The 11,701-nt window shown below is 69.5% G+C and carries 10 protein-coding genes and 2 pseudogenes; 6 read left to right on the forward strand and 6 right to left on the reverse strand.

Features of this window, described 5'->3' with window-relative positions:
- Positions 1–19: 19 nt before the first annotated feature.
- On the reverse strand, positions 20–1,240 hold the full coding sequence (locus tag E0500_RS38340) for a metallophosphoesterase (RefSeq protein WP_131562952.1): 1,221 nt from the start codon (positions 1,238–1,240) through the stop codon (positions 20–22).
- A gap of 596 nt (positions 1,241–1,836) precedes the next feature.
- Here E0500_RS38340 and E0500_RS38345 point away from each other — a divergent pair.
- On the forward strand, positions 1,837–2,259 hold the full coding sequence (locus E0500_RS38345) for a transposase (RefSeq protein ID WP_258573930.1): 423 nt from the start codon (positions 1,837–1,839) through the stop codon (positions 2,257–2,259).
- Positions 2,250–2,372 (forward strand): hypothetical protein, encoded by a 123-nt coding sequence (locus tag E0500_RS44595; protein ID WP_258573762.1) that lies wholly within the window; start codon positions 2,250–2,252, stop codon positions 2,370–2,372. The genes E0500_RS38345 and E0500_RS44595 overlap by 10 nt, the downstream gene beginning before the upstream one ends.
- A gap of 663 nt (positions 2,373–3,035) precedes the next feature.
- Here E0500_RS44595 and E0500_RS38350 read toward each other — a convergent pair.
- Positions 3,036–3,602 (reverse strand): dihydrofolate reductase family protein, encoded by a 567-nt coding sequence (locus tag E0500_RS38350; protein ID WP_131562950.1) that lies wholly within the window; start codon positions 3,600–3,602, stop codon positions 3,036–3,038.
- A 244-nt stretch (positions 3,603–3,846) separates the two neighbouring features.
- Here E0500_RS38350 and E0500_RS38355 point away from each other — a divergent pair, with 244 nt between their 5' ends.
- The 3 genes and pseudogenes from E0500_RS38355 to E0500_RS38365 form a co-directional block, all read left to right on the forward strand.
- Positions 3,847–4,392 carry a hypothetical protein gene (locus E0500_RS38355; protein WP_131562948.1) on the forward strand — a complete coding sequence of 182 codons (546 nt, stop codon included), beginning with the start codon at positions 3,847–3,849 and terminating at the stop codon, positions 4,390–4,392.
- A 241-nt stretch (positions 4,393–4,633) separates the two neighbouring features.
- Positions 4,634–5,238 (forward strand): annotated as a pseudogene (locus E0500_RS38360) (ABC transporter ATP-binding protein).
- Positions 5,235–6,002, forward strand: a pseudogene (locus tag E0500_RS38365) (ABC transporter permease); the annotation flags it as partial. The pseudogenes E0500_RS38360 and E0500_RS38365, both read left to right, overlap by 4 nt.
- A 388-nt stretch (positions 6,003–6,390) precedes the next feature.
- Here the strand turns inward: E0500_RS38365 and E0500_RS38370 are convergent.
- On the reverse strand, positions 6,391–7,263 hold the full coding sequence (locus tag E0500_RS38370; RefSeq protein ID WP_131562946.1) for an acyl-CoA thioesterase II: 873 nt from the start codon (positions 7,261–7,263) through the stop codon (positions 6,391–6,393).
- 19 nt (positions 7,264–7,282) lie between these two features.
- Entirely contained in the window at positions 7,283–9,796 is a 2,514-nt protein-coding gene (locus E0500_RS38375) for a DEAD/DEAH box helicase (protein ID WP_131562944.1), read from the reverse strand.
- 145 nt (positions 9,797–9,941) lie between these two features.
- On the opposite strand from E0500_RS38375, the gene E0500_RS38380 reads away from it, so the two are divergent.
- Positions 9,942–10,733: a metal-dependent hydrolase gene (locus E0500_RS38380; protein ID WP_131562942.1), complete on the forward strand. Its 792-nt coding sequence runs from the start codon at positions 9,942–9,944 to the stop codon at positions 10,731–10,733.
- A gap of 158 nt (positions 10,734–10,891) precedes the next feature.
- On the opposite strand, the gene E0500_RS38385 is transcribed toward E0500_RS38380, so the two are convergent.
- Both E0500_RS38385 and E0500_RS38390 read right to left on the reverse strand, forming a co-directional pair.
- Positions 10,892–11,143, reverse strand: coding sequence for a type B 50S ribosomal protein L31 (locus tag E0500_RS38385; protein WP_131562940.1), 252 nt, complete (start codon positions 11,141–11,143; stop codon positions 10,892–10,894).
- A gap of 25 nt (positions 11,144–11,168) precedes the next feature.
- The gene (locus tag E0500_RS38390) at positions 11,169–11,639 is read right to left on the reverse strand and encodes a DUF5709 domain-containing protein (protein ID WP_131562938.1); all 471 of its coding nucleotides are present in this window, start codon (positions 11,637–11,639) and stop codon (positions 11,169–11,171) included.
- Positions 11,640–11,701 lie beyond the last annotated feature (62 nt).

Consider the following 11,701-nt stretch of genomic DNA (forward strand, 5'->3'; position numbering starts at 1 on the left):
ATCGCCGGCCCGCCCAGCGCTACGGCGAGGGGGGCCGCTGCGGGGAGCGGAGTACGAGCAGGGTGATCTCGCTGGGGGCGAAGACGCGGAACGGCGGGCCCCAGAAGCCGGTGCCGCGGCTGGTGTAGAGGAGGGTGCGGGTGCCGTGGCGGCTGAGGCCGGCGAGGGCGGGCTGGTCGATGCGGACCAGGTGGTGGAAGGGCCAGATCTGGCCGCCGTGGGTGTGGCCGGAGAGTTGGAGGTCGACGCCGTCGGCTGCCGCCCGGTCGACGAACTTGGGCTGGTGGGCCAGGAGCAGGACGGGGTGGTCGGGGTCGGCGCCGTGCAGGGCTCCGGCGAGGTGGGCGCGGTGGCCGGCGAGGCCGGAGGACTCGGCGGTGACGTCGTCCACGCCGGCGACCACGAGGGTGTCGCCACCGCGTTCGAGCAGCAGATGGCGGTTGCGCAGCGGCTCCCAGCCCAGCTCGTCCATGAGGTCGACCCAGCCCTGGGCCTCGCTGTAGTACTCGTGGTTGCCGGTGACGTAGACCCGGGCCCGGGTGGCCTGCACGGTGCCGAGTGGGGCGGCCTGGGCACGGCGGCGTTCGGCCGTGCCGTCCGCGATGTCTCCGGTGTGGCAGACCAGGTCGGCCTGCAGAGTGTTCACCGTCTCGCAGACCCGCGCCGACCAGCGCGCGCGGTCGAGCGGGCCGTAGTGGGTGTCGGTGATGAGGACGACGCGCGTGCCGTCCAACCCGGTCCCCAGACGCGGAAGTTGCACGTCGAGGCGGCGTACCCGTGGTACCCGGCGAGCCTCGGCGTACCCCCAGGCGAGCAGCACGGCGGATGCGCCGAGGACCGCCCAGGTGACGATCCGGGCCCGGTCCTGGCCGTCGCCGACGCCACTCACGGTCAGGGCGAGCCGCAGCAGGACGCCGAGCAGAACGGACCAGGTGAACAGGACCCAGATGGTGCCCAGCAGGGTGTCGCCGACGATCGCCGCCCAGTCCTGCTGCCGTCGGCCGTGGCCGCGCACCATCGCGAGCGGCATGCCGATCAGGCCGAGGGTGAACAGGGCGGTGCCGGCCAGAGTGACAGGGAGCGGCCAGTGCTGGCCGGCGTGCAGCAGCAGCCAGCAGGGCACGGTCCACAGCAGGACGGGGGCGATCAGGGGGAGGTAGCGCATCAGGCGGTGCAGTCGGCTCCGCTGGGTCTCGTGCGCTGCACTGCCGGCGGTTCGCGTTTCGCTGGTGTCGGTCACGCTTCCCCTCCTTAAGTAACCGGGCTGCCGTCGCGCGCACTGTATCCGGCCGTCTTCGGGCCGGTCGGACGGGGTGTTCATGGTGGGCAGCACCAAGCAGCGAAGGAGTCTTTGCCGGGCGGCAAGACTCCGCTGCGGCGGCCGGGGTGCCGACTACTACGGCCCCGGCCCCCAGGGGCTGATCTCGGTCCCCGGGAACACCCTGTTCGCGCGGGCGGTCGCCGGGTGGCGCATGTTCTGGCCGGGCAAGCTCGACCAACCGCACGCCCTGCACTACCTGCCGGATCTCGCGCGGGCACTCGTGATCCTGGCCGACGGCGAGGCGTCAAGGGGACGGGCGTGGAACCTGCCCTCTCCCAAGCCCCTGACCGGCCGACAGTACGCCGCCGCAGCGGCCCTCGACGGCCGCACGCGCGTGAGCGCAGTACCCAGGCTCGCCCTGCGGACCGCGTGCCTGTTCGAGACCCAGGCATGCGATGTGACGGAGATCTTCTGGCAGTTCGACCGGCCGTTCCTGATCGAAGCGAGAGCCATCGAAACCCACATCGGACAGCTGACCCTGATGCCCCACGCCGACGCAGTAGCCCAGACCATGGCTGGACACGCAGCGGGACGTTCATGTGGCTGCCGTGCTCTCTCCGGCGGGGGCGGTGATCGGTACCGAAGGGTTCCCGGCCACCGCGGCCGGATGCCGCGAACTGCTTCAGTGGGCCAGCGGCTTGGGCACGGTATGGCGGGCAGGGGTGGAGGGCACCGGCTCCTTCGAAGCAGCCCTCTGCCGCTACCTGCTGACCCATGGCGTCGAAGTGCTCGACGGAATCCGGCCCGACCGGACCGACCGCCCTCAGCGCGGCAAATCGGACCCGCTCGATGCCCAGAACCCGGCCCGGGCGGTGCTGAGCGGGCGGGCACGGGCCCGGGCCAAGTCCGGCGACGGACCAGTTGGCTCGAACGCCTCTGCTTCCAGCGCGACGTCGGCGACAGCCTCCTGCTGCCGCCGGATGGTGACATGTACCTGATCACCGCCGGGTCGGCCGCCCCGGCCGGCCAGGCCCGTGCGCAGCAGGTGTACCGCAACCTCGACGTCCAGGTGGCTGCAGTCGCGCACACGGCCCCGGCCACGGGGGAGTGAGCCGCGTGAACCAGCGCGCGGCGCCCGAACTGGCGCGCAGCCGCCGACTGTTGACCGGGTACTTCGCCGGCCTGGGCGCGGTGATGGCTGTGTGGGGCGCGCGCATGCCCGCCGTCCAGCACACCGCCGAGGTGAGCACCGCCGGGCTCGCCCTGGTGCTGCTGGCCGCCGCCCTCGGCATGATCGCCGGGCTCCAGACGGGCGGACGCCTCGCCCACCCGGCCCGCCTCCCCACGCTGCTGACCGGCGGCGCCCTCGCGCGCTCGCCATCGCACTCGCCGCCTGCCTCGCCGCCCTCGGGGCCTGCCGCGGCCTGCACACGCTCCTCGTGGCGGCGCTCGTCTTCGGCGCCGCGCACGGCGTCCTCGACGTCGCCGTCAATGCCGCTGCGGTCCGCTGCCAGCACGCCCACGGCCGTCCGATCATGGGCCGGGCTGCACGCGGGTTTCAGCTGTAGGGCCTCAAAAGCCTTGGCAGAATCTCACGGCAGTTGGCAGTTGGCAGTTGGCGGATGGATGGCAGAAATTGCCACTGCCATGAGACTCGCAGTTCAGGGGCTTCACTCGTTTGGGTGGCTCAGGCGGTAGTCCGGGTCACCCAGGGCGGGTGCCTGGCACCTTGGCCCCACAGCGGTCGCCTGTGGGGTTTGGGGTGCGTGGCTGCTCAGCGCCTCGTCTCGTACCTGGTCAGGACCACGCCGCCCGGAAACGTCCGCGTCTCCACCAGGTTCAGGTTCACCCAGCTGTCCAGCGCGGTGAAGAACGGCGTGCCGCTGCCCACCAGGACCGGATGGGCGGCGATCGCGTACTCGTCGATCAGCCCGGCGCGCATGGCCGCCCCGGCGAGCGTTGCGCCGCCGATGTTCATTGGGCCGTCGTCCTCGGCCTTGAGCCGGGTGATCTCGGCGATCGCGTCGCCGGTGACCAGGCGGGTGTTCCAGTCGACCTTGTCGATCGTCGAGGAGAACACCACCTTCGGAGTGTCCCGCCAGTTCCGCGCGAACTCGATCTCCGCCGGGGTGGCGCCCGGCTGCTGGTCGCCGGTCGGCCAGTAGGAGCTCATCGTCTCCCACAGCTTGCGCCCATACAGCGACAGGCCACTCGCCTGCTCGTGGTCGAGCCACCACTGGAACAGCTCGTCGCTCGGCGGTCCGCTCCAGCCGAGGTCGTCGCCGGCCGCGGCGATGTAGCCGTCCAGGGTCAGGTTCATGCCGTAGATCAGTTTCCGCATGGCTCGGCCTTCCGTTCGTGGGTGTCCGGCGTATAGACCAGCGCGGCGCGGGAAACTCATCGGTGCGCGATCTGGGCTCGCCGGTAGCCCTCGTGCTCGGGGCTCAGCGTGGTGTACTCGGCCGACTCGGACAAGCCGCCTGAGCTCGACCTCGCCCTCGCGAGGAAATGCCCCGGATTTGAGACTGATCATGGGTGACAAGGCCGTGAGACAGCCAAGAACGCCCAGGTCACGCAAGATCGACATGTCACGAGCGGCGAGACCCTACATCAGCCTCGGCGCCCTCACTGGCGTCGCGCCGGCCGCAGCCACCGCCCACACCTCGCACACCGTCCTGTTCACTGGCGTCGCAGCCACCGCCGCCACAGCAGCAGGCGCCACGACGCGGCTTACCCGCACCCTCGCCAGCCCCGGACTCGAGCCCGACCACCACCGCGTGACACCGGACTTGGACCAGGGCCCGGGTCTGCCGCAGCCCCGGCTGAGGCTGCTGGTCGCGCTCGCAACAGCAACACTGCTGGGCGAGGGGACCGCCGCCGACTGGGCCGCCGTCCACCTGCACGACCTGGTAGCGGTGTTCGCCTCCTCCCTGGCCTCACCCGTGCCACTCGCGCGGACCGTGTGGAACATTCCGGCCGACACCCGCCTCCACCTCACCCTCCCCGCCGCCCTGACCGATACCGCCGCGCACCAGGACATCCCGGAGAGCGAAAGCCTGCACCCGTCCAGGACGATGTGCTGCGGTTCCCCCGCCCCACACAGTGATGCGCCGAACCCCGAAGGCCCGTGAGGCCGAAGCATTTTTCAACAGCCAGCCATCGGCGTTCCGAATGCCAGTCACGAAGCTGCGCTGGAGCGCTGCCTCTGGTTCAGGGCTCAGTTCTCGGCCGCGTTTACGGCGCGGCCTTCACTCGTGCGGGCTAATCAGCGGCTTCGGCCGCAGTTTTGACCATATGTAATGACTAGCCTTGCCGTGACGGCGAGTGGTCAGCGGCGAGCGCGTGGCACGGTCTACGGGCCCGGGGGGTGTGGTGGAGGTCAGGGACGTGCGTCACGCGTACGGTCGTCGTGAGGTTCTGCGGGGCTTAGAGCTTGATCTGCGGCGTGGTGTGCTGGCCGGGATCGTCGGGGAGAACGGTGCGGGCAAGTCCACGCTGTTGAAGATCTTGTCGGGTGAGCTGCGCCCGCAGCGTGGCACGGTCCGTCATGGAGGCCGTTTCGGCTACTGCCCACAGGACGTGGTGGTCAACGATGCCCTCAGCGTGCGGCAGCATCTGGAGTTTTTCCGCGTCGCGCGAGGGTTGCCGGATCTGCGACACGCGGGGGAGGTCATGGAGGCGCTGCGGTTGACGGAGTACGCCGATGAGCGGGCCGGCCTGCTCAGTGGCGGAACCCGTCAGAAGCTGAACCTGACCCTGGCGTTGATGCACGACCCGCAGGTCCTGCTGCTGGACGAGCCCTACCAGGGTTCGACTGGGACACCTACCAGCGCTTCTGGGACTTGGCGGCACGGCTTCGTGATGCGGGCCGCACCGTCCTTGTCGTCTCACACCTGGCCTATGACGCCGAGCGCCTGGACGAGTTGTGGCGGCTTAAGGGCGGCGTCCTGCACCCCGCAACGGTGGTGCCGGCGTGAGGCGACACCTGCGTCTGTTCGTCACGGCAGCCCGCTTCGACCTGGTCGAGCACGCCCGCAACAGGCTCGCCATGGTCCTGGTCGCCCTGTTCATCCCCTCCTGGATCAGCCTGGCTTACGCCGTCATCCCCAGCAGGACCGTGACCTTCAGGCTGCGCGCGACCGGTCGGCTCCTGGAACCCGCAGGCAACCAGATCACGCAGATCACCGGTGCCATCAACGCCGTCACACTGATCACCGGGTTCATGATGTTCGCCATCACGTTCAACGGCGGACGCTTCGACCGCCGTCTGGCCATGGCCGGCTACCCCCGCATCCATCTCGTCCTGGCCAAGACCACCTCTTTGACCCTGGCCTCCGGCACCATCGCCGCCTACGCCACCGCGGTGATCTGCACTGCCTGGATCCCGCGTCAGCCCATGCAACTCGCCGCGGCCCTGTTCTTCGGGGCGATGACCTACGGGGCGCTCGGCGTCGTCTTCGGCTCCCTGCTGCGCCGGGAGGTGGAGGGCATGTTCGCCCTGGTCATGACCAGCCTCGTCGATGTCGGCTTGCAAAGCCCGCTGGCCAGCGGCGGCACCAAGAGCGCGGCCGTGGAATTCCTGCCCACCTACGGCACCATGCAGGCCGCCACCGCGGCAGGCTTCACCCACACAGCCCTGCCCGGCGATCTGGCCGTCCAGATCCTGTGGTTCGCCGGCGCCGCACTCCTGGGCCTGTTCGCCTTCCACCGCCGTACCAAACGTCTGGTACCAGTCTCCCCTCAGCTGGTGCAGATACTGCGGGCGTACGTCGACGAGTTCGGGACGGCGGAGGACGGTCGGCTCTTCCGAGCCCGAGCGGAGGCCGGTTGGACTCCACGCGATACCTCGATGTCTGGCACAAGGCGCAGCGCATCATCGATGCCCTCGGCGAAGATCGGGAAGGTGGGGCGTCAGGCGAAGTGGACTAGACCACACGTCTTCCCTGGCACACTGTTGGCAGAATCGCTGTGTGGTGCAACGAAACGCGATGAGACACGGATGAGACACGTCGGGGTGCGCCTCGGGCCCCGACCCCTGCTTCGTTCTCGGCAAGAACGTCGTAACGACGGGCCCGCGGAGCGTCGCACGACGTGACGCGGGGCCGGTCGACTGTCGGTAAAACCCCAGGTCAACCCAGCTTGCGGAACAGCCCCTCCTGTACCACGGACACGATCAGTTGCCCTTCGGGGTTGTAGATGCGGCCCCTGGCCAGGCCACGGCCGCCCACCGCGATCGGGGACTCCTGGTCGTAGAGGAACCACTCGTCCGCGCGGAAGGGCCGGTGGAACCACATGGCGTGGTCCAGCGATGCCATGTCGAAACCGCGTGGACCCCACAGGGGTTCCACCGGGATGCGGACCGCGTCCAGGAGGGTCATGTCGCTCGCGTACGTCAGGGCGCAGGTGTGCACCAGTGGGTCGTCGCCCAGCGGCCCGACCGCCCGCATCCACACCGCACTGCGCGGCTCGGCGTTCTCGATCTCGTCCTGGGTCCAGCGCAGCCGGTCCACATAACGGATGTCGAAGGGCTGACGCCGTGCCATGCGCTCCAACTGCTCGGGCAGCGCGCCCAGATGCTGCTTGATTTCCTCAGCGAGTGTCGGCAGCGACTCGGGGTCCGGCACCTCACGGGCCGGCGGCAGCTGGTGCTCGAAGCTCCCCTCTTCAGGCTTGTGGAAGGAGGCGGTCAGATTGAAGATCGTGCGGCCCTGCTGCACGGCGGTGACCCGCCGGGTGGTGAACGACCGCCCGTCCCGGACCCGCTCGACCTGGTACACGATGGGCACCCCCGGGCGGCCGGGACGCAGGAAGTACGCGTGCAGCGAGTGCACCGGCCGGTCGCCCTCCGTGGTGCGCCCGGCGGCGACGAGGGCCTGGCCGGCCACCTGGCCGCCGAAGACCCGCTGCAGGGACTCCAGCGGGCTGCGCCCGCGGAATATGTTGACCTCGATCTGCTCCAGGTCGAGCAGGTCGACGAGGCTCTCGGCGGGGTTGGTCGTCATGTCCTGGACTCTCCCGTGCTCACAGCTGACCGACGTCGGTGACCTTGACGACTGCGCGTCCCTCGGCGTCGGAGGCCGTGAGGTCGACCTCCGCGCTGATGCCCCAGTCATGATCGCCGCCCGGGTCGGCGAAGGTCTGGCGGACCCGCCACAGCCCGTTCTGCGGCTCCTCCTCGATCATCAGCAGCCGGGGACCACGTGCGTCCGGGCCGGTGCCCAGCTCCTCGTACTCGTCCCAGTACTTGTCCATCGCCTCGCCCCACCGCTCGGCGTCCCAGCCGGCCTCCGCGTCCATCTCGCCGAGTGCGTCGATCTGGTCGAGGGCGGCGAGTTCCACGCGGCGGAACATGGCGTTGCGGACGAGGACTCGGAAGGCGCGCGCGTTGGAGGTGACCGGCTTGACCTGGTCGGCCTTCTCCTGGGCCTCCTCGGCGGTCATCTCCTCCGGGTTGGCGAGCTGCTCCCACTCGTCGAGGAGGCTGGAGTCGACCTGGCGCACCATCTCACCGAGCCAGGCGATCAGGTCCTCCAGGTCGTCCGACTTGAGGTCGTCGGGGACGGTGTGGTCGAGGGTCTTGTAGGCACTGGCCAGGTAGCGCAGCACGATGCCCTCGGTGCGGGCGAGCTCGTAGAAGGACACGAACTCGGTGAAGGACAGCGCCCGTTCGTACATGTCGCGGATGATGGACTTCGGCGACAGCGGATGGTCGCCCACCCAGGGGTGGCTCTTGCGGTACGTGTTGTACGCATGGAAGAGGATCTCCTCCAGCGGCTTGGGGTACGACACGTCCTGGAGCCGCTCCATGCGCTCCTCGTACTCGACGCCGTCCGCCTTCATCGCGGCCACGGCCTCGCCGCGCGCCTTGTTCTGCTGGGCGGCGAGGATCTGCCGGGGATCGTCCAGCGTGGACTCGACGACGGACACCATGTCGAGGGCGTACGAAGGGGACTCCGGGTCCAGCAGCTCGAAAGCGGCGAGGGCGAACGTCGACAGCGGCTGATTGAGCGCGAAGTCCTGCTGAAGGTCGACCGTCAGGCGGACGATTCGGCCGGTGGCGTCCGGCTCGTCGAGCTTCTCCACGATTCCGCCGTCGAGGAGGGAGCGGTAGATGGCGATGGCACGCCGGATGTGCCGCAGCTGCTGCTTGCGCGGCTCGTGGTTGTCCTCCAGAAGCCGCCGCATCGCTTCGAAGGCGTTGCCGGGACGCGCGATGACCGACAGCAGCATCGTGTGCGTGACCCGGAAGCGGGACGTGAGGGGTTCCGGCTCGGAGGCGATGAGCTTCTCGAAGGTGTTCTCCGTCCAGCCGACGAAGCCCTCGGGCGCCTTCTTGCGGACCACCTTGCGGCGCTTCTTGGGGTCGTCGCCGGCCTTGGCGAGCGCCTTCTCGTTCTCGATGACGTGCTCGGGCGCCTGGGCCACCACGAAGCCCGCCGTGTCGAAGCCGGCGCGCCCGGCCCGCCCCGCGATCTGGTGGAACTCCCGGGCACGGAGGGTTCGTACCCGGTTGCCGTCGTACTTGGTCAGGGCGGTGAACAGCACTGTACGGATGGGTACGTTGACGCCGACGCCGAGGGTGTCCGTGCCGCAGATGACCTTCAGCAGACCGGCCTGGGCCAGTTTCTCCACCAGGCGCCGGTACTTGGGCAGCATGCCGGCGTGGTGCACACCGATGCCGTGCCTTACGTATCGGGACAGGTTGCGGCCGAACTTGGTGGTGAAGCGGAAGTTGCCGATCAGTTCGGCGATCTCGTCCTTCTCCTCCCGCGAACACATGTTGATGCTCATCAGCGCCTGCGCCCGCTCCACGGCCTGCGCCTGGGTGAAGTGCACGATGTAGACGGGGGCCTGTTTGGTCTCCAGCAGCTCCGTGAGCGTCTCCGTGAGCGGGGTGAGCTGGTACTCGTAGGAGAGAGGTACGGGCCGGGTCGCCGAGCGGACCACCGAGGTGGGGCGGCCGGTGCGGCGGGTGAGGTCCTTCTCGAACATCGAGACGTCGCCGAGCGTCGCCGACATCAGGATGAACTGCGCCTGGGGCAGCTCAAGGATCGGGATCTGCCAGGCCCAGCCGCGGTCGCCTTCCGCGTAGAAGTGGAACTCGTCCATCACGACCTGGCCGACGTCGGCACCCCTGCCGTCGCGCAGCGCGATCGACGCGAGCACCTCGGCGGTGCAGCAGATGACGGGCGCGTCCGCGTTCACGGAGGCGTCGCCGGTCAGCATGCCGACGTTCTCGGTGCCGAAGAGCTTGCACAGCTCGAAGAACTTCTCCGAGACCAGAGCCTTGATCGGCGCCGTGTAGAAGGTGACCTCGTCCCGGGCGAGCGCCGCGAAGTGGGCACCCGCGGCGATCATGCTCTTGCCGGAACCGGTGGGGGTCGACACGATCACGTTGGCCCCGGAGACCACCTCGATCAGCGCCTCCTCCTGGTGCGGATAGAGGGTGAGACCGCGCTCCTGGGCCCACGACTCGAAGGCGTCGAACAGGGCGTCGGGGTCGGCGGTCTGCGGCAGCTGATCGATGAGGGTCACGCACCCATCTTGCCTGCCGTCCCGCCCGATGGGGGAATCGGCTGCGAGTGCAAAGATCATCAACGCTACGCTGTGGCGCCGACGAATCGTCAGAGCACACTGACAACTGGGCAGCGGCACAACAGGAATGGGGCGGGATGCGGCCATGATGGGACCAGCACACTCACTGTCGGGGGCCGCGGCCTGGCTCGGAGTCGGGGCTGCCGCCGCAGCGGCAGGGCACACGATGCCCTGGCCGGTTCTCCTGGTCGGTTCGCTGGTCTGTGCCGGCGCCGCGCTCGCCCCGGACCTGGATCACAAGGCGGCCACCATCTCGCGGTCCTTCGGTCCGCTCTCGCGCTGGCTGTGCGAGGTCGTCGACAAGCTCTCGTACGCCGTCTACAAGGCGACGAGGAAGCCGGGCGACCCGCGTCGCACCGGCGGGCACCGGACGCTGACGCACACCTGGCTGTGGGCGGTGCTGATCGGTGCGGGCTTCGCCGTCGCCGCGATGGCCGGAGGCCGGTGGGCGGTGCTGGCCATCCTCTTCGTGCACATGGTGCTCGCCATCGAAGGGCTGCTGTGGCGTGCGGCCCGGCCCAGCAGCGACGTCCTGGTGTGGCTGCTGGCCGCCACCAGCGCCTGGATCCTCGCGGACATACTCGACCAGCCGGGCAGCGGGGCGGACTGGCTGTTCACCGAGCCGGGTCAGGAGTATCTGTGGCTCGGGCTGCCCATCCTCCTCGGCGCCCTGGTGCACGATCTCGGGGACGCGCTGACGATCTCCGGCTGCCCGATCCTGTGGCCCATACCCGTGGGCCGCAAGCGCTGGTACCCCGTGGGCCCGCCGAAGGCCATGCGGTTCCGTGCCGGAAGCTGGGTCGAGCTGAAGGTGCTGATGCCGGTGTTCATGCTTCTCGGGGGAGTGGGCTGCGCGGCGGCGCTGAACTTCATCTGAGCGCTGAAAATCATCTGAGTGAGGGGCACGACCGGGCGGTACGGACCGGCGGGACGCGTCACGGCCGGGGCGCCCCGGACTCACTCTCGGGCCCGCCGGCTCCAGCGTGACCACCGGGCACCCGAAGGCCTGGGCCCCAGCCCGGGCCCCGGGCCGTCTCAGGCCGTGCCACCCCCGTAACGCCGCTCGAACCGGGCGACCCGGCCCTCCGAGTCCACGGTCCGTGCCTTGCCCGTGTAGAAGGGGTGGCTCTCCGAGGAGATCTCGACGTCCACGACCGGGTACGTCTCGCCGTCGTCCCACTCGATGGTCTGATCGCTGGTGGCGGTCGACCGGGTGAGGAAGGCGTATCCGGCGGCGCGGTCGCGGAAGACCACGGGGCGGTAGTCGGGGTGCTTGTCCTGCTGCATGGTGCTCCTTCGTGGGAGGGCGGCGTCAGCCGGACGGGTTTTCCTCGTCGACGATGTGCATCGCGGCCTCCTCGGCCGACGCCGCCGCACCGTCGATGCCCACGTCTGTGGCGACCAGCCCGCTCTCCTCGTCCTCGTGCGCGCCCTCGTCGGGGGCGACGAGACGGCCGGAGCGGGCGTCACCCACCTCGTTGTCCAGGGGTTCGCCGTCGGTGCCCTGACAGTCGCCGATGTCGTCCCCGTCGGGGGTTCGGATGTCCGGCTGTTCTTCCGAGAGCCGCTGCTCCAGGGTCTCGCCTTGCTGACGTTCGGCGGCGGTCACACCGATACGTTCCACCGCCCACGGCCGCTCCGGCGGTGACCAGCCCCGATCGAGCGGATCCGCGACCCCGTCCGACTCCAGGGTGTCCTCGGAGTCCAGCAGTCCGGAGTCTTCCTGAATGTCGGATGCGTCGGGCTGGTAGACGTCGTCCCCCCATCCCTCGGTGTTGTCCACGGCTTCCTCCAGTCGGTGGGGCGGAGCCCGGTGCCACCTCTCCAGCGTTCCACTCGGCTTCG

This window comes from Streptomyces sp. KM273126, assembly GCF_004337435.2.
GTDB lineage: Bacteria > Actinomycetota > Actinomycetes > Streptomycetales > Streptomycetaceae > Streptomyces > Streptomyces acidicola.

Coding starts and splice junctions, on each gene's coding strand:
- E0500_RS44595 (WP_258573762.1), top strand. CDS start 2,250: ATGTACCTGATCACCGCCGGGTCGGCCGCCCCGGCCGGCCAGGCCCGT.
- E0500_RS38350 (WP_131562950.1), bottom strand. CDS start 3,602: ATGCGGAAACTGATCTACGGCATGAACCTGACCCTGGACGGCTACATC.
- E0500_RS38355 (WP_131562948.1), top strand. CDS start 3,847: ATGTCACGAGCGGCGAGACCCTACATCAGCCTCGGCGCCCTCACTGGC.
- E0500_RS38370 (WP_131562946.1), bottom strand. CDS start 7,263: ATGACGACCAACCCCGCCGAGAGCCTCGTCGACCTGCTCGACCTGGAG.
- E0500_RS38380 (WP_131562942.1), top strand. CDS start 9,942: ATGATGGGACCAGCACACTCACTGTCGGGGGCCGCGGCCTGGCTCGGA.
- E0500_RS38385 (WP_131562940.1), bottom strand. CDS start 11,143: ATGCAGCAGGACAAGCACCCCGACTACCGCCCCGTGGTCTTCCGCGAC.